The sequence below is a fragment of the Arcobacter sp. CECT 8985 genome (assembly GCF_004116495.1).
In the GTDB taxonomy this organism is placed as follows: Bacteria; Campylobacterota; Campylobacteria; order Campylobacterales; family Arcobacteraceae; genus Malaciobacter.
In genome coordinates, this window is record NZ_PDKC01000002.1 from 149,652 (window position 1) to 174,956 (window position 25,305).

The 25,305-nt window shown below is 26.0% G+C and carries 27 protein-coding genes and 1 CRISPR repeat array; of the genes, 22 read left to right on the top strand and 5 right to left on the bottom strand.

From position 1 onward, the window contains the following. The first annotated feature begins 47 nt into the window (after window positions 1–47). From clpS to CRU93_RS02140, 16 genes are all read left to right on the top strand, one after another. Complete coding sequence (clpS, locus tag CRU93_RS02070; RefSeq protein ID WP_129102520.1) at window positions 48–347, top strand: ATP-dependent Clp protease adapter ClpS; 300 nt, start codon at window positions 48–50, stop codon at window positions 345–347. 4 nt (window positions 348–351) lie between these two features. Continuing rightward, the gene (gene clpA, locus CRU93_RS02075) at window positions 352–2,565 is read left to right on the top strand and encodes an ATP-dependent Clp protease ATP-binding subunit ClpA (protein WP_129102521.1); all 2,214 of its coding nucleotides are present in this window, start codon (window positions 352–354) and stop codon (window positions 2,563–2,565) included. 77 nt (window positions 2,566–2,642) lie between these two features. After that, window positions 2,643–3,269 carry a c-type cytochrome gene (locus CRU93_RS14295; protein WP_258238799.1) on the top strand — a complete coding sequence of 209 codons (627 nt, stop codon included), beginning with the start codon at window positions 2,643–2,645 and terminating at the stop codon, window positions 3,267–3,269. A gap of 30 nt (window positions 3,270–3,299) precedes the next feature. Further along, on the top strand, window positions 3,300–4,148 hold the full coding sequence (locus CRU93_RS02085) for a flagellin (protein WP_129102522.1): 849 nt from the start codon (window positions 3,300–3,302) through the stop codon (window positions 4,146–4,148). Between the two features lie 34 nt (window positions 4,149–4,182). Then, complete coding sequence (gene aat / locus CRU93_RS02090; RefSeq protein WP_309109272.1) at window positions 4,183–4,851, top strand: leucyl/phenylalanyl-tRNA--protein transferase; 669 nt, start codon at window positions 4,183–4,185, stop codon at window positions 4,849–4,851. Between the two features lie 84 nt (window positions 4,852–4,935). Continuing rightward, window positions 4,936–5,682, top strand: a complete 747-nt coding sequence (gene cas6 / locus CRU93_RS02095; RefSeq protein ID WP_129102524.1) for a CRISPR-associated endoribonuclease Cas6 — start codon at window positions 4,936–4,938, stop codon at window positions 5,680–5,682. Between the two features lie 116 nt (window positions 5,683–5,798). Beyond that, complete coding sequence (locus CRU93_RS02100) at window positions 5,799–6,479, top strand: hypothetical protein (RefSeq protein ID WP_129102525.1); 681 nt, start codon at window positions 5,799–5,801, stop codon at window positions 6,477–6,479. Beyond that, on the top strand, window positions 6,476–8,182 hold the full coding sequence (locus CRU93_RS02105; protein WP_129102526.1) for a hypothetical protein: 1,707 nt from the start codon (window positions 6,476–6,478) through the stop codon (window positions 8,180–8,182). The genes CRU93_RS02100 and CRU93_RS02105 overlap by 4 nt, the downstream gene beginning before the upstream one ends. Then, window positions 8,182–9,075, top strand: a complete 894-nt coding sequence (locus tag CRU93_RS02110; RefSeq protein WP_258238800.1) for a type I CRISPR-associated protein Cas7 — start codon at window positions 8,182–8,184, stop codon at window positions 9,073–9,075. Before CRU93_RS02105 ends, CRU93_RS02110 begins: the two co-directional genes overlap by 1 nt. A 1-nt stretch (window position 9,076) precedes the next feature. Next, window positions 9,077–9,853, top strand: a complete 777-nt coding sequence (gene cas5b / locus CRU93_RS02115) for a type I-B CRISPR-associated protein Cas5b (protein WP_129102528.1) — start codon at window positions 9,077–9,079, stop codon at window positions 9,851–9,853. Window positions 9,854–9,865: 12 nt separating this feature from the next. Next, entirely contained in the window at window positions 9,866–12,313 is a 2,448-nt protein-coding gene (cas3, locus tag CRU93_RS02120; protein WP_129102529.1) for a CRISPR-associated helicase Cas3', read from the top strand. Next, window positions 12,307–12,798: a CRISPR-associated protein Cas4 gene (locus tag CRU93_RS02125; protein ID WP_309109273.1), complete on the top strand. Its 492-nt coding sequence runs from the start codon at window positions 12,307–12,309 to the stop codon at window positions 12,796–12,798. Before cas3 ends, CRU93_RS02125 begins: the two co-directional genes overlap by 7 nt. 8 nt (window positions 12,799–12,806) lie before the next feature. Beyond that, window positions 12,807–13,196 (top strand): CRISPR-associated endonuclease Cas1, encoded by a 390-nt coding sequence (locus CRU93_RS14300; protein ID WP_258238801.1) that lies wholly within the window; start codon window positions 12,807–12,809, stop codon window positions 13,194–13,196. Between the two features lie 17 nt (window positions 13,197–13,213). Then, a complete protein-coding gene (gene cas1 / locus CRU93_RS14305) occupies window positions 13,214–13,810 on the top strand; it encodes a CRISPR-associated endonuclease Cas1 (RefSeq protein ID WP_258238802.1) in 597 nt (198 codons plus the stop codon). 1 nt (window position 13,811) lies between these two features. Then, complete coding sequence (gene cas2 / locus CRU93_RS02135) at window positions 13,812–14,126, top strand: CRISPR-associated endonuclease Cas2 (protein ID WP_129102531.1); 315 nt, start codon at window positions 13,812–13,814, stop codon at window positions 14,124–14,126. Between the two features lie 163 nt (window positions 14,127–14,289). Then, window positions 14,290–17,404: direct repeats of the CRISPR family, unit length 30 nt; unit sequence CTTGAACCAAAACATATAATGTATTGAAAT. A 140-nt stretch (window positions 17,405–17,544) separates the two neighbouring features. Further along, window positions 17,545–18,291: a ferredoxin-thioredoxin reductase catalytic domain-containing protein gene (locus tag CRU93_RS02140; protein WP_129102532.1), complete on the top strand. Its 747-nt coding sequence runs from the start codon at window positions 17,545–17,547 to the stop codon at window positions 18,289–18,291. Between the two features lie 13 nt (window positions 18,292–18,304). Here CRU93_RS02140 and CRU93_RS02145 read toward each other — a convergent pair whose 3' ends face one another. The 4 genes from CRU93_RS02145 to panB are packed head-to-tail and all read right to left on the bottom strand — an operon-like array spanning window position 18,305 to window position 22,042. Then, window positions 18,305–19,147 carry a response regulator gene (locus CRU93_RS02145; RefSeq protein ID WP_129102533.1) on the bottom strand — a complete coding sequence of 281 codons (843 nt, stop codon included), beginning with the start codon at window positions 19,145–19,147 and terminating at the stop codon, window positions 18,305–18,307. Between the two features lie 25 nt (window positions 19,148–19,172). Next, window positions 19,173–20,207 carry an AI-2E family transporter gene (locus tag CRU93_RS02150; RefSeq protein WP_129102534.1) on the bottom strand — a complete coding sequence of 345 codons (1,035 nt, stop codon included), beginning with the start codon at window positions 20,205–20,207 and terminating at the stop codon, window positions 19,173–19,175. Continuing rightward, window positions 20,204–21,229, bottom strand: a complete 1,026-nt coding sequence (gene ruvB, locus CRU93_RS02155; protein WP_129102535.1) for a Holliday junction branch migration DNA helicase RuvB — start codon at window positions 21,227–21,229, stop codon at window positions 20,204–20,206. The genes CRU93_RS02150 and ruvB overlap by 4 nt, the downstream gene beginning before the upstream one ends. Window positions 21,230–21,232: 3 nt before the next feature. Then, complete coding sequence (gene panB / locus CRU93_RS02160) at window positions 21,233–22,042, bottom strand: 3-methyl-2-oxobutanoate hydroxymethyltransferase (RefSeq protein ID WP_129102536.1); 810 nt, start codon at window positions 22,040–22,042, stop codon at window positions 21,233–21,235. Window positions 22,043–22,147: 105 nt separating this feature from the next. On the opposite strand from panB, the gene trpA reads away from it, so the two are divergent. The 4 genes from trpA to CRU93_RS02180 are packed head-to-tail and all read left to right on the top strand — an operon-like array spanning window position 22,148 to window position 24,163. Then, the gene (trpA, locus tag CRU93_RS02165; RefSeq protein ID WP_129102537.1) at window positions 22,148–22,888 is read left to right on the top strand and encodes a tryptophan synthase subunit alpha; all 741 of its coding nucleotides are present in this window, start codon (window positions 22,148–22,150) and stop codon (window positions 22,886–22,888) included. Window positions 22,889–22,890: 2 nt separating this feature from the next. Beyond that, window positions 22,891–23,628 (top strand): arginyltransferase, encoded by a 738-nt coding sequence (locus CRU93_RS02170; RefSeq protein WP_129102538.1) that lies wholly within the window; start codon window positions 22,891–22,893, stop codon window positions 23,626–23,628. Then, a complete protein-coding gene (locus tag CRU93_RS02175) occupies window positions 23,618–23,830 on the top strand; it encodes a hypothetical protein (protein ID WP_129102539.1) in 213 nt (70 codons plus the stop codon). Before CRU93_RS02170 ends, CRU93_RS02175 begins: the two co-directional genes overlap by 11 nt. A 3-nt stretch (window positions 23,831–23,833) precedes the next feature. Beyond that, window positions 23,834–24,163: a hypothetical protein gene (locus CRU93_RS02180; protein WP_129102540.1), complete on the top strand. Its 330-nt coding sequence runs from the start codon at window positions 23,834–23,836 to the stop codon at window positions 24,161–24,163. Here the strand turns inward: CRU93_RS02180 and CRU93_RS02185 are convergent, their stop codons facing one another. Continuing rightward, window positions 24,164–24,580, bottom strand: a complete 417-nt coding sequence (locus CRU93_RS02185) for a hypothetical protein (protein WP_129102541.1) — start codon at window positions 24,578–24,580, stop codon at window positions 24,164–24,166. It abuts the gene before it with no gap. A gap of 135 nt (window positions 24,581–24,715) precedes the next feature. On the opposite strand from CRU93_RS02185, the gene CRU93_RS14310 reads away from it, so the two are divergent. Together CRU93_RS14310 and CRU93_RS02190 are read left to right on the top strand one after the other, a co-directional pair. Continuing rightward, window positions 24,716–24,844, top strand: a complete 129-nt coding sequence (locus CRU93_RS14310; RefSeq protein ID WP_258238803.1) for a hypothetical protein — start codon at window positions 24,716–24,718, stop codon at window positions 24,842–24,844. Between the two features lie 2 nt (window positions 24,845–24,846). Beyond that, window positions 24,847–25,293 (top strand): Fur family transcriptional regulator, encoded by a 447-nt coding sequence (locus CRU93_RS02190; protein WP_258238804.1) that lies wholly within the window; start codon window positions 24,847–24,849, stop codon window positions 25,291–25,293. The last annotated feature ends 12 nt before the right edge of the window (window positions 25,294–25,305 follow it).

Sequence of the window (25,305 nt, forward strand, 5' to 3'; positions counted from 1 at the left end):
TTGGTATAATATTTTATATTGAGTATTTTATCGAAAAAAGGTTTGAAGTGGCTAATGAATTTGAAGTAGAATTAGATAATGATATAAAACTAGAAGAACCAAAAAAATATAAAGTGTTCTTACTAAATGATGATTATTCTACAATGGATTTTGTAATAGAGGTTTTAGTTAATATATTTAGAAAAAAACAAGATGATGCTGCACAGATTATGTTGAACATCCATAATAAAGGCAAGGAAGTTTGTGGTGTTTATACACATGAAATTGCAGCTACAAAAGTTGCCCAAGTGACAACATTAGCAAGGGAAAGAGGTTTTCCTTTGAAAGCAATAATGGAAGAAGAGTAAGATTATGATTAGCAATGAATTAAGAGGTATTTTCGCGCAAGCAGTAAGTTATGCAAAATCATGCAAGCATGAATATTTGACATTAGAGCATATATTTTTGATGACTTTACATGATGAAGTTATAGAGAGTTTGCTTACTAATTTAGGTTTAAATGGTGATGAACTATTTGAAAAGACAAAAAACTATATAGACCAAAATACTCCTATTTTGCCAGAGAATATAGAAGATGAGCCAATTGAAAGCATATCTTTAACAAGAACTATTGAACAGATGGTTGCCCACACTCAAGCAAGTGGAAAAAGAGATGCAAATGTTGAGGATATGTTTGTTGCTATAATAAAAGATGAAAATTCATATGGTTCTTATCTTTTAAAATCAAATGGAATACAAAAAGTTGATATTTTAGAAGAGATTTCTCATAACATAAATGATGAATTAGAAGATGAAGATGCAATGAAGTCTGATAGTAAATCAAGTGTATTAGAGAAAAATACACTAGAACTTGTATCTTTAGCACAAAAAGGCGAGATTGATCCTGTAATAGGAAGAGAAGCTGAAATTGCAAGAGTTATTCAAGTATTAAGTAGAAGAAAAAAGAATAATCCAATTTTAGTTGGTGAACCAGGAGTGGGTAAAACAGCAATTGCTGAAGGCTTAGCTCTTGAAATATCAAAAGATAATATTCCAGATACTTTAAAAAATGCAAAAATTTTCTCATTAGATTTAGGCTCTTTATTAGCTGGAACAAAATATAGAGGTGATTTTGAAAAGAAATTAAAAGCACTATTAAAAGAGATTGGAGAAATAGAAAACTCTATTTTGTTTATAGATGAAATTCATACAATTGTTGGTGCAGGAAGTGTTGGTGGAAGTGCAATGGATGCTTCAAATATTTTAAAACCAATGCTTTCAAATGGAAAACTAAGATGTATTGGTGCTACAACATTTGCTGAGTTTAGAAATGATTTTTCTAAAGATAAAGCATTAAGTAGAAGATTTGCAAAAGTTGATATCAATGAACCTTCAATTGAAGATACTGTAAGTATTTTAGAAGGATTAAAATCAAAATATGAAGATTTTCATAATGTAAAATATAGTAAAACTTCAATTGAATTAGCTGTAGAATTAAGTAAAAAATACATAAATGATAGATTTTTACCAGATAGTGCAATTGATGTTATTGATGAGGTTGGTTCATTAAAGAAAATTGAGAAAAATCTAGCTAAAAAAGCTGCAAATATTACAAAAGAAGATATAGAAAATGTAGTTGCAAAAATGGCACATATTCCTCCAAAATCTGCTACTAAATCAGATATTGGACTGTTGAAAACACTTGAAAAAAATATGCAAAAAAGAGTATTTGGACAAGATGATGCAATTGGAACTATTGTGAAATCCATTAAAAGAAATAAAGCTGGACTTGGTCTTGATAAAAAACCAATTGGAAGTTTTTTATTTACAGGACCAACAGGTGTTGGTAAAACTGAAGTAGCAAAAGAGCTATCAACTCAACTTGGAATTCATTTTGAAAGATTTGATATGAGTGAATATATGGAAGCTCATACAATTTCAAGACTTATAGGAGCACCTGCAGGGTATGTTGGTTTTGAAAATGGTGGATTATTAACTGAAGCTATTAGAAAACACCCACATTGTGTACTTTTATTAGATGAGATAGAAAAAGCACATCCAGATTTAATGTCTGTATTACTTCAAGTTATGGATAATGCACAATTGACAGATAATAGTGGAAATAAAGCAGATTTTCAAAATGTAGTTTTAATAATGACTTCAAATCTTGGAGCAACTGAAGCAAATGTTATGGGATTTGCAAAAGATGAGAATTTAAATGAAAATAAAGCCATTAATAAATTCTTTGCGCCAGAATTTAGAAATAGACTTGATTCAACAGTTAATTTTAACCCATTAAGTATTGATGTTGTTACTCAAGTAGTTGCTAAATTTATTGAAGATTTAGAAAAACAACTAGAAAGTAAAAAAGTTAAAATTAGTATTACTTTAAAAGCTAAGAAAGAACTTGCATCTTTAGGATATGATAAGGCTATGGGAGCAAGACCACTTTCAAGAGTTATCAGTGATAAAATCAAAGATGAATTAACAGATGAGATACTATTTGGTAAGCTTAAAAAAGGTGGAAAAGTAAAAATTGATTTTGTTCAAGGTGAATTTACTTTTAAATATGAGGCTTTAAGTTAATATTTAGAAATGGAGTTTAATGTTAGTTTAATCCTATTATAGGATAATATATTTATAATTTATGATGAGGTTATTTTATGAAAAAAATTTTAGTTAGTTCATTTGTTGCAATTTTATTATTAAGTGGTTGTGGTGAAGAAAAAACAACACAAAAAGTTGATGATAAAAGTGTAAGTGTAAATACAACTGATACAAACGCAGAAGTTAAAAAAGATGATGAGCTTGTAAATAGACTTAGTGATTCAAGTGAAAAAATATCAAAAAAAGTTCAAGAAGCTTCTAAGCAAATAGGAGAAATCGTATCTACAACTTCAAAAGAAGTAGGTGTTGAGGCATCTAAAGTAGTTGATGATTTATCAAAAAAAAGTAGTGAAATAACAGAAAAAGTAAAAGAAGAAGTAAAATCATCAAGTCAAAAAATTCAAGATAGTATGAACAATATAATATCAAGTAGTAAATCAACACAAGTAGGTAAACAACTATTTTTAAAATGTTCTGGATGTCATGGGTTAAATGGTGAAAAACAAGCTTTAGGAAAATCTCAAATTATTAAAGGTTGGGATAAACAAAAAGTAATTGATGCATTAAATGGATATAAAAATGGAACATACGGTTCTGCTATGAAAGGTGTGATGAAAAGCCAAGTACTATCTTTAAGTGATGATGAAATTAGTCAATTAGGAGAGTATATCTCTTCTTTATAATATAAATAGTAACTTACATAGGAGTTTATTATGACTTTATTTACTAATACCGCTGCATTAATAGCGTATGAAAATTATAGTTATAATAATAGACTTCTCTCTCGTTCTTTATTAAGATTATCAAGTGGACTTAGAATTAATAGTGCAAGTGATGATCCTTCTGGACTTGCAATTGCAGATAAACTTAGAACTCAAGCAAGTAGCATATCCCAAAGTATTGAAAATGCAAATTCTGCAATCGCTTTGACACAAATTGCAGATAAAGCAATAAGTGAACAATCTAATATAATTGATACAGTAAAAACAAAATTAATACAAGCTAGTAGTGATACGACAAGTGATGATGGAAGAGAAGCAATAAGAAAAGATATTGTTAAACTTCTTCAACAACTTGATAATATAGCTTCTCAAACAAATTATAATGGAAATACACTTTTACAAAATAATCAAAATGATACATCAAACTCAAGTATAAAAGATTTTTTTATTGGTGAAAAATCAAGTGATATAATAAAATTATCCTCTGTTCAATCAAATACAGTTGGCTTAGGATTGGATACTTTAAAAGCATTAACTAAAGACACATTGACACCAATCTTAGCAAGTGATTCTTTTAGTGTATTAGATATAGCATTAAATAAGTTAAATAACTTTAGATCAGAGTTTGGTTCTACTCAAAATCAATTAGAATCTTCTGTAAGATATATGCTTACAATGAAAACAAATCTAAAAGCTAGTGAATCTGTTATTAGAGATGTAGATTATGCAAAAGAGAGTGCAAATTTAAGTAAATACAAATTATTAGCACAAGCAGGAATGTTTGCTATGGTTCAAGCTAATAAAATACAAGAACTTATATTAAGATATCTATTTAGATAAGATTGTTATAATCACGCAAAAATAAAGGATTATTTTGCAAATACCCCCTTTAACTGACGATGTTTATACTTTTCCAAATCCTAGATATGCATGTGATGAAGGAATATTAGCCTATGGAGGTGATTTAACACCAGCAAGATTAATATCAGCATATGCTAATGGAATATTTCCTTGGTACAATGAAGATGAACCGATATTATGGTGGAGTCCAAATCCAAGATTAATTATGGAATTAGATGAATTTAAAGTATCAAAAAATCTTGCAAAAACAATAAGAAAAAATAAATTTGAAGTAAAATTTGATACAAACTTTACTCAAGTAATGATAGAGTGTAAAAATATATATAGACCAGATCAAGATGGAACATGGTTGCAAGATGAACTAATTGAAGCTTATACAAATTTACATAATTTAGGATATGCACACTCTTTTGAATCATACCATGATGGAGAACTAGTTGGTGGAGGTTATGGCCTAGTAATTGGTGATATGTTTTGTGGAGAATCAATGTTTGCAAAAAAAAGTGATGCATCAAAAGTAGCTTTATATCATCTTGTACAAAGATTGAAACAAAATAATTTTAGCTTACTTGACTGCCAAACTCCTACAAATCACTTACAATCACTTGGTGCAAAGTGTATAAGTAGAGATGAATTTTTGGATAGATTATCAAAAGCAATTGAGAATTTTCCTAAGTTTTAAAATATGTTAAAAAAGAGTCACTTTTAATAGATTATAAATATACTTGCAGTACAATTGTTATATTACAATTTTATTGGAGAGTATATGAAATACTTTGAACTAAAATGCACGGCATATATAAAGAAAAATATTGAACTAAATAATAGTTTTGATATCTTATCAAGTTATATAAATTTCTCTTTTACAAAAGATGAAAACTTAAAAAAGTTACATGAAAAAAAAGACTTTAAAAACTATTGTTTTGGAAACTTTTACCCAATAGAAAAAGACAAAATTTATAAATCAGGTAATACTTATGAGTTTGTGATACGTTCCTTAGATGAAGAGTTTATTTATAAACTACAAAGAGTTTTGAGAGAAAATATAAACAATAGTTACCTTCAAGTTTTGCAAGCAACAAAAAAAGTGGTAAAACAATTTTTTGTAAGTGAACTATATACAATAACCCCAACCATCACAACAGTAAAAGATGAAAATGACAAATCAATATTTTGGACTTTACATAAAGATGGAGAAATCTTAAAACTGCAAGAACAACTTCAAAAAAATCTTTTAAAAAAATACGAAAACTTTTATAATGAAAAACTAGAACCAACACAAAACTTTATCCAACTGCTAGAAATCAAAAATCAAAAACCACAATCAATATATTTTATGAAAAAGATAAATGATGATAAAAGTATAAGAGTAAGACTCTTTGGAAATAAGTTTAAAATAGTACCAAATGAAGATGAAATAAGTCAGAAGTTAGCTTTTGTTGCTTTAGCTTGTGGGCTGGGTGAAAAACAAAGTTATGGTGGAGGGTTTGTTCTTGGGAAGGGATTTAAATAAGAGATAATTCATCTCCTAGGTTCATCACTGTAAATAAATTTACAGGAGAGGATTTACCTAGGAACTACGGCTATATTATATATAAAAAGTGAAAAAAAATCAAGGAGGGGAAAATAGTGAATGATGAATTTTATAAAAATCTAGAAAAATCTGTATCTACTGAAAGATTAAGTCATTATGTTACTATTTTTCAAACAAAAGATAAAAAAACAATTATTATAAAATATCTATTAAATATTGAACTATCTAAATCATTTTATTTGCCATTGCAAAAACTTGAAACAACTCTTAGAAATAATATACATACTACACTATCAAATCAATTAGAAAATGATAATTGGTTTGAAATATCTGATTTTTTAACAAATGATTCATATAAAAAAATAAGTGAAGCAAAAAATAATATAAATAAAGAATTGACTCCTGGAAGAATAATCTCAGAACTAAATTTTGGATTTTGGTGTGCACTTTTTAGTAAACCTTATGACCAAAAAGTATGGAATAAGTATACTAAATTGATATTCCCCAATATTCCAAGAAAATATGCAACTAGAAAAGTATTAATGAAAAAAATAAATTTAATAAGAAAATTTAGAAATAAGATTTTTCATTTTGATACGATTATTAATATAAAAAATCTATTTGAAATTCATAAAGAGATATCGGAAATTATTTATTGGCTAAATAAAGATGTTTATAAATTGACTATAGCCTTTGATGAATTTGAATATATATACAACAATGAAGAGAAGATAATAAAAGAAAAACTAGATGAATTAAGTAAGGATAATCAATGATTTATGATGTTTTAGAAGTATTCGAAAAATTATATAAAGAGAAAAATGATGATTTGATTTTAGGTTCATATAATTTAAAAGATGGATTGTACGTTAAAATAAAAAAAGACGAGACTTTAGAACTCTTTGAATCAAAAACTGTAAAAAGAGAAAAGATTTTTACTGATTTAAATGGCATACAGAATAGTAGTATTTGTGATGATTTTAAAAAGTGGGATTATTATAGCTCTTATATAAATTCAAATAAGGCTTTATTTGATAAAAAAATTCATAATATTAATTATTTATCTTATTTTTTCAAAATTGAAAATAGTGAATATGCAAAAGAAAAAATAGATGAGCACTTTAATGTTCTAGTTGATTTTTCAAAATATAAAGATAAAAAAGACAAAGAAATAATAGCAGTTTTTCAAGATAGGTTAAAAAATGAGAATAGAAAAGAGGATATTCTAAAAAAATGTTTAATTTTGAAAAATAGTTTTGACAAAATAATTCAAGTAGCAAAAGAAAAAGAGATAAAAAACTACATAAAAATATTTTTTGAGGAAGATTTAGAAAATTATAAAAAAGAGAGTGAAATCTATCTATCTTTAAAAATATTTAATGATAGTAAATATAATCAAAAGATTGATGATGTAATTTATGGTTTATCAAATTCAAATATGGGATTAAACTCTAAAAAACCTTTTTTAGAAAATAAAAATAGAAAACTTACTATCCCTTTTATGATAAAAAATAAAGATGCTTTGATGTTAAAGAAATTTTTTGATTGGTTGAAACTTCAACCTTATAATCAAGATAGAACTTTAGATGAACATTTTTTTATACAAAAACATTTAAGCAATGATGAAGCTGAAATTACAGAGTTTGATTATATTCCTATAAAAGCAGATGATATAAATAAATCATTTAATCCAATATATGTAAAAAATATTTTAGAACTAGAAAAAGATAAAAAATTAATATCTGATTATGAGATAAAAGAGTTATGGCAATTAGAAGATAAGATTGATACACTTTTTTATAATGGGCAATTAAAGTTTAATTACTATAGAGATAGTAAAGATATAAAAGTATCTGATTTTTTATCAAAAGAATTACAATCAATACTTTTTATAACTAAATTTACAATGATTAATTGTTTTAAAAAATATGATGATAGAGGATTTTTAAATATTATAAAAAAATATGGGACACAATTTGTTATAAATCATTATATGAATGAAAGAGAGTTTAAAGCAAAAGAAGCAATGAATTTAAAATTAGCATTACAAAAAGGAGAAGATATGGATATAAAACAAGAGTTGCAACATTTGAAAAATATATTAGAGGATGAAGAGTATAAATCATTATCAAAAGATGAATATCTTTTTTTAGCAGGTCAATGGGCAGCTTATTTGTTATCGTTAAGTAAAGCAAGTAATAAAAATAAAACTTTAGCTTTAGCAGAACAATATTTTAAAGCTAAATATATATCTAAAATACAAAGTATTTTAAATAATGATTTAGAAAAATTTAAACATGAAATAAGACTTAATAATGCTTGGGCATTAAAAGCTAGTTCTCTTTTGAAAGCTTATGAAGATGATAGTAAATTAAGCAATAAAGAAAAAGATAGATTCTTAGTAGGTTTTATGTCTAAAAATACATTTTATGAAAAAAGAAAAAAAGAAGAAAACAAAGAAAATGAGGAGAATGTATAATGAAAAGAGTTTATGGAATAGTAGGAATAAAAGCAAAAATGGCAAACTGGAATGCTGATTTTACAGGTCGTCCAAAATCTACAAGTAATGGTGACATCTTTGGTAGTGATAAAGCTTTAAAATATCCAATGAAAAAAATGTGGGAAAATGAAGATAAAAAAGTGATGTATATCAAAAGCTTAAAAGAGGAAAAAGGAAGTGTTATTCCAAATAAGTTAGGTGAACGATATGCAAATCTTTTTTCAACTATAGATAAAAAGAATACTACTACAAATGAAGTTTTGATAAATCTTTTTAAGTGTATTGATGTTAAAAACTTTGGAGCTACTTTTGCAGAAGAGGGACAAAATATTTCAATAACTGGTGCTGTACAATTTGGACAAGGCTTTAATAAGTTTGATGATACAAATATAGAGGTTCAAGATATATTATCTCCTTTTGCTGATTCTACAAAAGAAGATGCAAAGCAATCAACTTTGGGTACTAAAGTGACTGTTGATGAAGCACACTATTTTTATGGTTTTTCAATAAATCCAAAAGTATATGATAATTATAAGAAAATATTAAATAATTTTGAAGGTTATACTGAAAATGATTTTGAAGAGTTTAAAAAAGTAGCGCTTACAAGTGCAACAGCATTTAATACAAATTCAAAATTTGGTTGTGAAAATGAGTTTGCTTTATTTGTTAAATGTAGTGATGAAAATACTTATTTACCCGACTTGAGTGATTATATTGTTTTTGATAGTGATAAAAGAGCCATTGATTTATTAAAAGTGGAAGAACTTATCAAAGGTAAATATGAAAATGTAGAGGTGTATTTTAACCCTTATAAACTAAAAGTAAATACAACATTAGATAAGTTTAATATCTTTACACAAGAAAAGTTATAAGATGAAGGCTTTAAGCTTTGAGATAAGTGGTAAAAGTGCCATTTTTAAAAAGCCTGATGTAAATTCTTATACATATTTTACATATAACAATATTCATAAACCTGCACTTTTAGGGATACTTGGTGCAATTATTGGACTTGATGGATATATAAAACTTTATGATGAAAATATCGAAAATAAGAGAAATAAAAAACCTTTAAATGATGGTTTCCCTGAGTATTATGAAAAATTAAAAGATTTAAAGATAAGTATAATTCCAAAAAATGGTAAAGAACCAAATACAGGATATTTTACAAAAAAAATCCAAACTTTTAATAACTCTGTAGGATATGCAAGTAAAGAATTGGGTGGAAATTTAATCGTGAGAGAGCAATGGCTTGAAAATCCAAAATGGCAAATATTTATTCTAGATAATGAAACTGAAATATATGAAAAAATAAAAGAAGATTTATTAAATAAAAAGACTGTATTTATTCCATATTTAGGTAAAAATGATCATCCTGCCAATATAGATTTTGTAGAAGAGATAAATTTAGAAAGTTCAAAAAATTTTGAAAAAATTGATTCATTATTTGTAGATGATTATTTTGAAATCAAAGATAGCGCAGGAAGAAGAGTATTGCCTTTTATTTTTAAAGAGGTTTCTCCTGTATCTTTACAAAAAGATTTTCATTTTTATGAATATAAAAATTTGATTTTTACAAATCAAAAGTTAAGTTTAAAAAGTGAATATAAAAATATATATTCTTTTGAAGATAAGAATTATTTCTTTTTTTAGAAAGGTTATTTTATGTATATTTATTTAGATGAGCAAAAATATGAAAATTATTTTGCTCATACTTGTGGAAATAAGCCTAAAGAGAAATTAATTGATCATTGTAATCTAACAAAGTTTTATCTTGAAAAAATCATAAAAGAAAAAAACTTATCCTCTTTAATTGATAAAATGATTATTGATTTAGATAAAGATAATTTTATTTTAATAAAGAAACTTTTTTATAATGCTATTTTTTTGCATGACTTAGGTAAAACAAATAATTCTTTTCAAGCAAATAAGATGGATAATGAATTATTTGAAAAAACTACATTATCTTCTGAACATTCAAGTTACTCAGCTAAAGAGTTTGTATCTTTATTTATAGAAGAAATTGATAAGATAGAAGATGATGAAATTTTTTATAAAATTAATTATATTTTAAATACATTCTCTTATTTGATTATGAAACATCATGGTAAGCTTGATAGTATTGAAGATTATAATATAGAAGAAGATGGTTCTTATGAACTTGTGAAAAAAAAGAGTGAAAAGTATATAAATAATCCCTTTGAGTTTTATATATTAAATAAACTTCTTTTTTCTCTTTTAGTTTCAAGTGATTATTATGCAACAACACATTATATGGCTGATTTACCAACCACTAATTTTGGTACTATAAAAGATAAGCAAAAAATCATAAACAAATTTGAAGAGTATAAAATTATCAGAAATATTAGAAGTAATGAAAATATAAAAGGGATAAATAAACTTCGTTCAAAAATGTTTTTAGAAGCAGAAGAGAATCTTCTTAAAAATTTAGATAAAAACATATTTTATCTTGAAGCACCAACAGGCAGTGGTAAAACGCTGACTTCTATAAATCTTGCAATGAATCTGATAAAACAAGAAGATATTAATAAAATATTTTATGTATTTCCTTTCAATACTTTAGTTGAACAAACAAAAAAACAACTTGATGATATATTTGATGAAGATTTAAATATTGAAGTGATTAACTCTATTACTCCTATAAAAGAGATAACTGATCAAGAACAAGAAGATGAAGAGAGTAAATATCAAAAGTCATATATGAGTAGACTTTTTTTTCATAATGAGTTGATTCTTATGACACATATTGCATTTTTTAATATACTTTTTGGAACAACAAAAGAAGATAACTTTCCACTTTGGCAACTTGCAAATAGTGTGATAATACTTGATGAAATACAAAGTTATGATAATAAACTTTGGTCATATATGATTAAGTTTTTTTCTATTTATGCAAAAGCATTAAATATGAAGATTATTATTATGTCTGCAACCCTACCAAAACTTGATAATTTAATAGATAGTGAAGAAAATAAAGATATTTTTGTAGAACTTATCAAAAACAAAAATGACTATTTTCAAAGTAAATATTTTAAAAATAGAGTAGAAATCGATTTTTCATTATTAGAGCTATATAAAGAGATTGAATATGATATTTTGATAGAGAAATTAAATATAGAAAAAGAAAACTATTCAAAGATAGTATTTGAGTTTATAAAAAAAGATAGTGCAAGAGAATTTTTTGAGAGAATTGAAGAAGATATAAGATTTAGAGATTTTGAGATTTTTGAATTGAGTGGTGATGATAATAAAGCTACTAGGGAACATATAATACAAAAAATAAAAGATAAAAAAGAATTGAAAATCATATTAGTTGCAACACAAGTTATAGAAGCTGGTGTTGATATAGATATGGATTTGGGTTTTAAAGATATTTCAACTATAGATAGTGAAGAACAATTTTTAGGTCGGATAAATAGGTCTTGCTTAAAAGTTGAAAATAGATATAAACCAAAAGTGTATTTTTTTAATAAAGATGAAGAGAATAAGATTTATAAAGAGGACAATCGTATAGAAGATAACTTGCGAAAAGATGAATTTAGACAAGTTTTATTAGATAAAAATTTCGAGAATTTTTATAAAAATGTATTTAGAAGAATAAAAAGTAATGATTCAAAAATAAAAGATGGAATACTTGGAAATTTTGAAAAGTTTAATGAAAAAGTTCAAAAATTAAACTATAAAGAGATACAAGAAAAAATGAGACTTATTAATTCACAAAGTTTTAGATTATACTTCCCTTTTAAGTTTGATATTTCAAAATATAAAATTGATGAGTTTAAAGATAAAAAAATAATAGCAAAATATTTAGATGAAGATGAGAATTTGGATGGATTACTTATTTGGAAAGAGTTTGAAAAATTAAATGATATAAAGAACTATGCTCAAAAAGAAGTAAAAAGAAGTGAATTAAACTCTTTAATGCAGTTTTTTACCTTTAATATAACAAAGTATACAGATAAGCAATCATTACCATATTTTGATTATATATGTGGTTCTTATCATTTTATTTCTAATTATGATGATTTTATAAAAAATGGTAAGTTTAATAGAAAAGTATATCAAGATAAAAGTAAGGATATATTTTGGTAAATGGCACACTCATAAACTATTATTTTCATTGCAAAAGGCAGTGTTATCTTCACGCCAATCGCATAAACCTAGAAGATAATAGCGAAGATGTACGAATCGGTAAAATCTTGCATGAGATAAGTGAGGAAAAGTCAAAAAAGAGTGAGATAAGTATTGATAATATCAAGATTGATAAACTTACTCGTGATTATTTAGTGGAGATAAAAAAGAGTGATAGTGACCCCGTAGCTGTAAAATGGCAAGTTTTACTTTATCTTTATAAATTAAAACAAAAAGGTGTTGAGAAAAAAGGGAAGATTGAGTTTATAGAAAAAAATAAACAAAATAAAAAGATACATTATATTGACTTAGATGAGGTAAATGCAAAAGAGCTTTTAAAAATATGTGATGAGATAGAAACTCTTATAAATGCACCAGTACCACCAACAGCAAAATTTGAAAACAAGTGTAAAAAGTGTGCTTATTATGAGTATTGTTTTATATAAGGATTAAAATGGCAAAGAATCATACTAGATATATATTTTCAATGGGTGAGTTAAAAAGAAAAGATAACTCCATAGCTTTTAGAAACGAAAAAGGGAATTTTTATATTCCTATACAAGATACTAGGGAACTATATTGTATGAATGAAGTGAGTTTCAATACCAAGTTTTTGGATTTTATCTCAAAGGCTGGAATTACACTTCATCTTTTTAATTATCATGGAAATTATAGCGGAAGCTTTTATCCTAAAGAGCAACTTGTAAGTGGGGATTTGACTATAAAACAATCTATGTGTTTTATTGAGAGAAGATTAGTTATAGCAAAAGCGATAGTTGAATCAATAGCTGCTAATATTCATGAAACTTTGTATCACTATTTTAGACATGGAAAAAAGAGTTAAAGCAAACACTTGATTGGTTGAAAGATGATGTAAAAAAGTTTTTAAGTAAAGACTTAACTATAGAACAGATACTTTTTATAGAAGGGCAGATTTGGAGTAGATTTTACGATAGTTTTAAATATTTCTTGCCAGAAGATTTTATCATGAACAAAAGGGTAAAAAGACCACCAGATAATCCTATAAATGCTCTTGTGAGTTTTGGAAATACTTTGCTTTATACAAAAACAATATCAAGTATATATGAAACACATCTAAATCAAACTATAAGTTTCTTACACTCTCCAAGAGAGGGAAGGTTCTCTTTAAGTCTTGATATAAGTGAAGCTTTCAAACCTATTATTGTATTTAAAACTATTTTTGATTTAGTAGGTAAAAAAAGAATTCAAGTTGCAAAGCACTTCGACAAAAGTTTAAATTATGCGCTTTTAAATGAAGAGGGCAAAAAGATATTTATAGATGCCTTTGAAACAAGAATAAATGAAACTTTTATGCACAAAAAACTAAAAAGAAAAACAAGCTTTAAAAACTGCATCAAACTAGATGGATATAAACTTATAAAATATATAGTAGAAGGTAAAGATTTCAAACAATTTTTACTAAAAGAGAAGGTCTAAGATGGCAAAAAAACAAACTTTTAATTACAACTATATATTTTTGTTTTATGACATAGCAGATGAGTTTAGCGATATAGGTAAATATAGAGTTGCGAAAGTTTTTAAAATCTGTAAACAATACCTAAAACATCATCAAAAATCAATTTTCAGAGGTAATATAACTCCTTCTGATCAAATAATGTTAGAAACAAAACTAAAAAAAGTAATAGATAAAGACTTGGATTTTATCTCTATCATAAAGGTACAAAACTCAGGAAGCTTTGCAGAAGTATCAATAGGAAATGATAAAAAAGAATCAGAATCCATCTTTATATAATTTTCCAACCTACTTAAAAACAATATCATCTAAAAACAGCTATAATAAGGCACTTTTAAAAAGTTCTTTCACAACTTATTGTTTTAAAATAATCGTTTGGAAAAACTTCTTTAAAGAACCAATTAAAGGGAAAGTGTATTTTAGAAATGCCTAAATCATCTTCCTTGAACCAAAACATATAATGTATTGAAATACAGACACTATTCTGAACACAAGATTATTCACAACTTCTTGAACCAAAACATATAATGTATTGAAATCAAGTTAATCAAATTGGAGAAATTAACACATTAACTTGAACCAAAACATATAATGTATTGAAATATTAGTTATTTCTATACTATTCCTTCCTTTTTTTCCTCTCTTGAACCAAAACATATAATGTATTGAAATCAAGAGCCTACTTATAATCCTCAAATTGAGGATTACTTGAACCAAAACATATAATGTATTGAAATAATATAATTGAAACAATAAATGCTTTTGTAGAAACTTGAACCAAAACATATAATGTATTGAAATTTTACTTATTTTAACGCCGATTAACATTTTTTCTCTTGAACCAAAACATATAATGTATTGAAATAGAGAATTTTTAAAAGAAGAAGATTCACAAATTTCTTGAACCAAAACATATAATGTATTGAAATAAGTGAAGCAGTTCACTTTGTCAACAAGTCGGTAGCTCTTGAACCAAAACATATAATGTATTGAAATAAAGATAAAAGATTTGGTAGACCTAAATTAGATATCTTGAACCAAAACATATAATGTATTGAAATCGAAGAAGAATTTGACGGAACAATAGACATTAAACTTGAACCAAAACATATAATGTATTGAAATTAGAATGAGCATGAAGCACACCAAAACTTATTAACTTGAACCAAAACATATAATGTATTGAAATTGTCATAAACTAAGTTATCTTCATAAGTAAACCTATCCTTGAACCAAAACATATAATGTATTGAAATATTATCTACAACTATGTTTTAGAAAATAAGCTACACTTGAACCAAAACATATAATGTATTGAAATATTAAAGTAGATTTTGCAATAGATGACAACGACAACTTGAACCAAAACATATAATGTATTGAAATACTCCTAAAGCTCCTGAGTCAAATAGTGACTATTGGGCTTGAACCAAAACATATAATGTATTGAAATGACATTGTAAACAGAGGATTTCCATATCGAAGATATGCTTGAACCAAAACATATAATGTATTGAAATTTAGTTATTTCTATACTATTCCTTCCTTTTTTTCCTCCTTGAACCAAAACATATAATGTATTGAAATTTCAATGTTGTTGTAAGTTCCACACACAAAACAAGGACTTGAACCAAAACATATAATGTATTGAAATAATATTATTTGTAATGGTGGTACGCACATTCAAACAAATCTTGAACCAAAACATATAATGTATTGAAATACAGTTGAGTATCAAAATAATATTCCAGAAATTGACTTGAACCAAAACATATAATGTATTGAAATAAAGGTGCTTTAACTACTTTAGATGACAAAGAGTATCTTGAACCAAAACATATAATGTATTGAAATAGGAGATACAAAAATAGTAAATGGCTATGAAGATGACTTGAACCAAAACATATAATGTATTGAAATGATGAAAAGTCTGCACTTGATTTTTCTTTAATTTCTTGAACCAAAACATATAATGTATTGAAATCCTATAAAAAGTTTTTTTTATAGAGTCTTTTTTTGTCTTGAACCAAAACATATAATGTATTGAAATTGACTAAAGAAGTTGAAAAAGAACTTAAAAAGCTATTCTTGAACCAAAACATATAATGTATTGAAATCAAAGAAAAAATAAGGATCACTTCGAAAACTTAACTTGAACCAAAACATATAATGTATTGAAATCCTGCATTTGCATAACAAGCATAAGAACTATTTGAGCTTGAACCAAAACATATAATGTATTGAAATCTTCAAAAAGATTTTGATAATCTAAAAAAAGCCATTCTTGAACCAAAACATATAATGTATTGAAATACCTCTTGATACCTTTTATCGCCCTTTGATTTGATGCTTGAACCAAAACATATAATGTATTGAAATATAGATCAAAGTCTTATGGTGTAGCAGAAGACATTCTTGAACCAAAACATATAATGTATTGAAATTTTTCTATATTTGCTCTTGTAAAAAGAAATGTTTGCTTGAACCAAAACATATAATGTATTGAAATATAATAGAATCAAAATATAAGCAAGGAATGTATGCCTTGAACCAAAACATATAATGTATTGAAATTGTGTATAAACCCAAACATTTAAAGGTTTAACTTCTCTTGAACCAAAACATATAATGTATTGAAATTAGTATCACTACCTTCCCACTTATGCCCACCACTTTCCTTGAACCAAAACATATAATGTATTGAAATTTTGTCAAATGGAATATATGCATCTGCTGCATTGGTCCATCTTGAACCAAAACATATAATGTATTGAAATGAAATAAATATTTTTCCGCTATGTCTCATGTATTCCTTGAACCAAAACATATAATGTATTGAAATCTGTAAAGGCTTTGTGATGTGCTTGTTTTGTAAGCTTGAACCAAAACATATAATGTATTGAAATAAAACAAAACAGCAGCTATGGAGAGAGTTAAAGTTTCTTGAACCAAAACATATAATGTATTGAAATAAGCTTTTTTGGTTCTTAAGCCTTGCATCACATTCTTGAACCCAAACATATAATGTATTGAAATTTATAGGGTACCCCTCGAAACTAGTTTGTGTAAAACTTGAACCAAAACATATAATGTATTGAAATAATAGAAGAAGATATACAAGAAATACGCAAAAAGCTTGAACCAAAACATATGATGTATTGAAATGGATTAAAATCTCCTGTGTCAGTATCTTCAATATACTTGAACCAAAACATATGATGTATTGAAATGATGTTAAAAAAAGAATATGAAATAGATTTTAATTACTTGAACCAAAACATATGATGTATTGAAATACAGAAGTTTTAAATGATTTAGGCTATGAAATAGCTTGAACCAAAACATATGATGTATTGAAATTTTGAAAAATAGGCATTTGAATATTTTTTTCCATCTTCTTAAACCAAAACATATGATGTATTGAAATTAGTGTTCAAATACAACTTTATCTAGTGTTAGATTTTCCTTGAACCAAAACATATGATGTATTGAAATAGGTGTTTTTATTAAAGTTACTCTATCACTTCCTTGAACCAAAACATATAATGTATTGAAATTTTATTTTTAGTTTTTTTGATGAGTTTATTTATATACTTTAAATAAAAAGTAAATTAAGAAAAACTTATAATTAAATACTTCAAATAAATTAAACAAAACTTGTTTATAATACGATAAAAAGTATTGTTTAAGGGTAATTATGATTAAAAAAATTGATATGAATTCTGAAGAATTTGAAACAGAATTTGAACTTACAAAAAAATATACTGAAGATGTTTTAGATAAATATGGTTTTGTTTTTAATCCAAATGAAGAGATAAATGAATCAATTCAGCAAGGTCTGACAAGAAATCAGATGATTTATGGTACAAGATTTTGTCCATGTTTTATGGTTATTGGAAACACTTTAGAAGAACAAAGAAAAAATGAAGAAAATAGACTTTGTCCATGTACTCCTGCATTGGAAAATGAGATTCCAAATACAGGTTCATGTCACTGTGGTATTTATTGTACTAAAGAATATGCCAATAAATTAAAAAAAGATGAAGAGTTAAAAGAAGTATCTCACTCTCACTCAAGAGGTTTATCAAAGCAAGAGTGTGAAGAGTTATTAAAAAAAGAGCTTATTGATTCAGATGAGCTTGAATCGCTGCTTGAAGCAAGAGAATTAGGATATGTAGATTTTAATCTTGTTGATAACAGAGAATGGATGGAGTGGGTAGGTCAAAGAATTAAAGGTGTTGATTATTTAGTTCCTACAACTTCATTTTATCAAAGTTTAGAACAAATAGAAAATCAAAAAGATAAACCTACTATTGTTTATTGTCTTAGTGGAAGTAGAAGTGCATATTGTAAAAAAATCATGCAAGATATGGGATTTAAATCAGTAACAAATTTAAATAGTGGGGTGATGGGATATAAAGGAGAGATGCTATCTGGAGAATAGATAGCTTTAAAATTTACATATCCAAAGCTTGATAAATTATATATCCGCTTGCATATAAATCATTGTTTTCATAAAGTGGGTATATAATATTATTGAATTTTATCTCTTGGTTATCAGCAGTGATAAAACTCTCTTCAAACTCAATTGGTTCTTTATTTTTTAAAGATTCAAGCATTTTCTTTTGAATATTTGAAGCATTATTTGTTAAGCTATGTATTTGTTTACCTCTTAAATCTTCAGTTTTGTATTTATAAATATTTTTAAATTGATTAGAAATATCTGTGATAATTCCTAAATTATCAAGTTTTATACACGGTATAAAATGTTCAGAAAGAAACATATAAAATTCTAATTTTCTTTTATTAAAATCAAATTCTTCTTTTAATTGATCATAATCTTTCTTTGTTGTAATCATCTCATTTGCTAAGGCTTTTGTTGTTTTATAAAGATTCTTATTTTCTCTATATTTTTTTACAGAAGTTAAGATTGAGTTAGTTAAATCTTTTATTTTTACAGGTTTTGTTATATAGCTATCAACATTTAAAGAGATTGCTTTTAATAAACTCTCTTCATCTGTATATGCAGTAGTAAAGATAATAGGAATAGTTTTTGATACTTTATGAATCTCTTCTGCCATTTTTAATCCATTCATTTTGGGCATATTTAAATCCGTTACAATAATATCAAGTTCATCTTTGTATTCATTGAATAAATTAAGACCTTCTTCACCATTAGTTGCAATTAAAGTTTGTTTAAAAACTTTTTCAAAAATATTTAAAGTTTGTGTCCTTAAAATATCATCATCTTCTACATATAGTAAAGTTATTGTTTTTAACTCTTTTAAATCGATATTCATTAATCTCCCACTTTTAATTATTTTTTTATATTATATCGGAACTATACTTTTTTAAAAGTTGAACAATTGATATAAAAAATGTTACCATTGCTGGACCAATAATCATTCCCCAAAATCCAAAAGTCGAAAGTCCTGCTACTATTGAGAAAAATATTAATAATTCATTTATTTTTGTTGGTGTTTTTACTATTCTTTGATTTATATATTTTATAATAATTGGCTTAATAAATGTATCTGCAATAATTGAAATTACAATAATTGAATAACTAATTATTACAAGAGCATCATATAAATTACCTTTTATGATTTCATAAATACCCAATGGCAACCACATAAGTAAACCTCCAACAACAGGAACTAAAGAAGCAAAGCCATATAAAACTCCTAATAAAAAGCCATTATATCCATATAGAGATATAAAAAATCCAAATAACATACCTTCTAATATAGCTGTTATTAATATTGAGTATAAAACTATACTCATTACATTTGTTGATTCATAAAAAAGTGTATTTGCATCTTCTTTTTTTAAAGGAAGAATATCTTTTACATAATGAGAAATATTTGTTCCATATAATGTAAAGAAAAAATAAAATACTAATATTAATATCATATCCATCATAAATGAAGCTGAATTTTTTCCTAAATATGCACCAATAGAAAGCATATCTTTAATACTCTCTGCTATGTCAAATTTATCAAGTAATAAACTTAATTGCTGTTTTATAAAGTCATATTTATTTGGAATATTCATTATCCAGTTTTCAATTTCTTTATAGTTTTTTATTATAGCTTGTTGATCTAGTTGATTAAGATAGTTTGCAAAAGAAAATATACAATACATCACTGGAACAAAAAATATTACAGCCAATAAAATAGTCATTATTATTGAGCTTAATGTTTCACTTTTTAGTTTGTTTGTAAGTGAAATATCCAATGTATTTGTAGCTACAGTTAATAATAATGCAACAAAAATTGCTTTTAGAAAAGGATTAAATAGTTGTATTAAGAAAAATAAAACTGCAATTCCTATTGCAATTAAAAAATGTTGTGGTTTCAAAATAATGTTCCTTTTGTAGCATCATCATCAGTTGGGTATGATAATCTAAACATTTCATATGTTTTTATACTTGCAACTCTTCCTCTTGCTGTTCTTTCAATAAATCCATTTGCTAATAAGTATGGTTCAATTGCATCTTCAATTGTTCCTTCATCTTCACTAAGTGCAGCAGCAATAGTTGATAATCCCATTGGCTTACCTTTATTTGAAACTAGAAGTTCTAGAAGATTAATATCCATTTCATCAAAACCACTATCATTTACTCCAAGTTCATCTAATGCATATTTACATCTACTTCTTATAATTGTTTGCTCATTTTCTACTTCTGCAAAGTCTCTTACTCTTCTTAGTAATCTTAAAGCTACCCTTGGAGTTCCTCTACTTCTTCTTGAAATCTCTAATGCAGCATCATCTTCACAAGTTTTATTTAGTTTTTCTGCTGCAATTTTTATAATTTTTGCTAACTCTTCATTTGTATAAAACTGCATTCTAAAGTGCATACCAAATCTTTCTCTTAAAGGATTTGATAACATACCAGCTCTTGTAGTTGCACCAATTAGTGTAAACCTTGGCAAATCAATTTTTACAGTTTGAGCTGCTGGCCCTGAACCTATTATAATATCAAGTCTATAATCTTCCATTGCAGGATATAAAATCTCTTCAACTGCTGGGCTTAATCTATGAATTTCATCAATAAATAAAATATCACCTTCTTCAAGATTAGTTAAAATTGCAGCCAAGTCTCCACTTTTTTCTATCATTGGTCCAGCAGTGATTTTTATATTTGAATTCATCTCATTTGAAATAAGGTAAGATAGGGTAGTTTTACCTAATCCAGGAGGTCCATAAAAAAGAATATGATCTAAAGCTTCTTCTCTTTTTCTTGAAGCTTCAATAAATACTTTTAGGTTCTTTTTTATTTTTTCTTGTCCAATATAATCATCCCAAGAAGAGGGTCTTAAATTTACTTCGCTTTTGTCCTCTTCAAAAGATACTTGTTCTACTTCGACTAATCTTTCCATTTTTTAATACTCTTCCTCTTTACTTGGAAAAGATGCATTTTGAACATCATTTCTATATTGATTTACTGCTTGTTTTACTAAGTTTGCACCATCTAAGTATCGTCTTACAAATTTTGGTTTAAACTCATCAAAGAAACCTAACATATCAGACCAAACTAGAACTTGGCCATCTGTTACATTTCCTGCACCAATTCCAATAACTGGAACATCTACGCATTTAGTTATTTTTTGTGCTACATTACTTAATACACCTTCAACAACAATACAAAATGCACCTGCATTTTCAATGGCAATTGCATCTTTTATTAGTTGTTCTTCATCCTCTTTTGTTTTTCCTCTTACTTTATATCCACCTTCACTTCTTACATATTGAGGCATTAAACCAATATGTCCAACTACTGCAATTGAGTTAGATGTTAGGTGTTTAACTATATGTGCTTTATCTTCTCCACCTTCAACTTTAACTGCTGAAGCGTTAGTTTGTTGATAAATTTTTATTGCATTTTCTAAAGCTTGTTCTTTTGTATTATAAGTTCCAAAAGGCATGTCTGTAATTACAAATGCTTGTGGTGCACCAGTACAAACTGCATTTGTATGATAAATCATTTGTTCTAGTGTTGCAGATAAAGTATCATTTTTTCCTGCAAAACTCATATTTAGACTATCTCCTACTAATATAAAATCAGCTATATCTTTAAACAGATTTGAAAATAGTGCATCATATGCCGTTATCATCGTAAGTTTCTTACTATTTTTTGATTTTTTGATTTTTGTTATTGTCATTTTTTCAAAGTCATTTTTTATTATACTCATAAAATATCTTCCTTAAAATAAACTATTTTTTAATTTTTATTAATCTGTTATCTTGTTATTTTATGTTACTATTATAACTAAAATAGTTAAATATAGGATTTTATTTTGAAAAAACTTGTAGGTTATATAACAGCTAGTTACCCTGAAAATAGCTTTACAGTCGATTTAGCATTAAGCATGAAAGAAGCTGGAGTTGATACATTAGAATTAGGAATTCCATTTTCAGATCCAGTTGCTGATGGACCAGTTATTGAAAAAGCGAATTTGCTAGCATTGAAAAATGGCTTTTCTTTAGAAGATTTATTTGATGTATCTTCTAAAATTGCACCACAAATGGATACATTGTGGATGGGATATTTAAACCCATTTTTTCACTATGGAATGGAAAAATTTTTTAAAAAAGCAAAAGAGTTTAATATCCAAGGTGAAATAATTCCTGATTTACCATTTGGTGAAGCTCAAAAGTATAAAGAGTTAGCAAAAAAATATGAACAATCTATTATAAGTTTTGTTGCTCCAACTCACTCAAAAGAAAGAATTGAAAAAGTTGTAAAAGATTCTGAAAAATTTATTTATATGGTTGCTTATGCTGGGATAACAGGAAGTGGTAAAAATGAAGATTTATCAAATATTATAAAAACTGTAAAACAGTATTCAAATACACCTTTATATATTGGCTTTGGAGTTGATGAAAAAAGTTGTAAAGAAAAAGCCGTTGGAGTTGATGGAGTTATAGTAGGAAGTGCTTTTGTTAAGCATATAATTGATGATTCGTTATCTAATAATGAAAAAATTGATAAAATAACTAAAATAGCAAAAGAAATAAAAGAGAAAATCAACGAGTAATTATGCATATATTAAATGAAGATTTAGAGTTTGTAGAAGAGAATAGACAGTGCTCATATTTTGATGATGAAATATCAGATATGAGATATAGATATATGAACCACTGCAGTGTAGAAGAGTATCAAAATATGCTTGAACATGGGTGGAGAAGATTTGGGAAAATGCATTTTGTTCCAGAGTGTGCAAATTGTACAAAATGTATAAGTATGAGAATTGATGCTAAAAATTATAAATTTTCAAAATCTGAAAAAAGAGTAATTAGTAAAAATAAAGATACAAAATTATATATACAAACTCCAAGTATTACAAAAGATCATTTAAATTTATATGATAAATATCATAAATATATGCATGATAAAAAGCAGTGGCCTTATCAACCAATAACACCTGATGATTATGTAAGATCATATGTTCAAGGAAAAGATAAGTTCACAAAAGAGTTTTTATATTTTAGAGATGAAAAACTAATAGCAGTTGCTTTAGTTGATATTTTACCAAAGTCAATTTCAGCTATTTATTGTTTTTATGACCATGATTATGAAAATTTATCTTTAGGTAAATTTTCTATATTAGCACAAATTAAAATTGCAAAAGAGTTAGATATTCCTTATATTTATTTAGGTTATTGGATAAAAGATCATTTTTCCATGGGATATAAAGAATTATATAAACCATTTGAAATACTAACAAATCGAGCTTCATTAAAAGAAGATACAATTTGGAAAAAATATGAGCTATAATATAGTTTCAATAATCTCTATTGTGATTACAACTGTAATTGCATTATTAATAAGTCATTATTTAAGTTTGGTCTTTTTTGAAGATACAAATAATTTAAGAAAAGTTGTTCAATTAATAATTGCAGTAGTTATATTAACTACATTTTACGCACCCATTAAATATATTTTATTAAAATATATGAATATAAATGATAAGGAATAGTCTATGAAAAAGCTAGTTTTACTTATGTTTTTAATTTTTACTTACACTTTTGCACAAGAAGAGAAACAAGAGCATGTTGATTGTGTTATTCTTGAAGATGAAAATTCTATAATTTGCAAATATCTACAAACAAGAGTAGATTATGAAAAAAAAGTTATATTTGAGTGGATTGACCCTGATAATGAAATATCAAGAAAAAGGGAGATGATTATTCCCCCTGAACATGGCTCTATTTATGATTTTAGATATAAAGACGGAAGAAAAAAAGGTGAGTGGATATTTAAAGTAATCGATGGTAAGAAAACTTACCAAACAAAATTTGAAATAAAATGATTATATTTTTTTCAAATTTTTGTTTAAATTCATAACTAAATCAATACCTTTTTTATCTAATATTTGTTTCATATCTTTACTTCTGTCATCTGAAGTTTTATTTAAATTTATAAGGTTTGTTAAATAATCTTCTATTTGATTCATAAGTTTTTTATCTTCTAATAAAAGTATTGTTTTTGCACTATACTCTTTTATGGATCTAGTATTTTCATCTTTTAAATTGTTTAAATCTATAGATAGTATCTCTTGTGATAATTTTGAAAATGCTTCTAATTTTGTTGTTCTTAGCCATTTTTTTTGATCATTTTTATTGTTAACTTTTGTTGTTATAAATGTATCAACTACTTTTGTTGCAATTGCACCAACTAGTGCATTTCTAGCAACTTGACTTGCTAAAGCTAAACTAATATTTAACATATTCACTCCTTAAATATATAAAATTCTATACTTAATAAACTTAATATTATATTAAAACGATAATTATTATCAAGATTAATACATGATTAAGTTTTAATTCAGTAATATTTAAAAAATTAATAAACTAGGATACATATGAAAAAGAATTGCCCACAACAGGGGTTTTTAAATAAACATAATAAAAAAATTCATAGTAATTTATGGAAGTTCTATGCAGTTGGGCTTTCTCTTGGGGTATTAATAATTACTCTAAAAGGATTTTAATCGTGGAAAAGCATGAACAAAGTTTTGATTCATTCTTAGAAAATTTCAAGAAAACAGTTTCTAAATTGGGTTTCAAAAATTCAACACAAAAAGATTACCTTTTAAAAATATTATATTTTACTGATAAGCATTTAAGTGCAGAAGAACTTGTAAAAATATCAAAAGATAAATATAAAATTGATATGGGAATTGCTACAGTTTATAGAGCAGTTAAATTTTTTGAAGAATTAAATATTATTAAATCACTTGATGTGGGTGATGGAGCAAAAAGGTATGAATTAAATTTATCTTTGCATCATGATCATATGATTTGTACTTCATGTAGTAAGATTATAGAGTTTAATGATGATGTAATAGAAGAACAACAAGAAGTCGTAGCAAAAAGTAATAAATTTGTATTAAAAGATCATATTATGACAATTTACGGTATTTGCGAAGACTGTCAATAATAGCATAAGTTT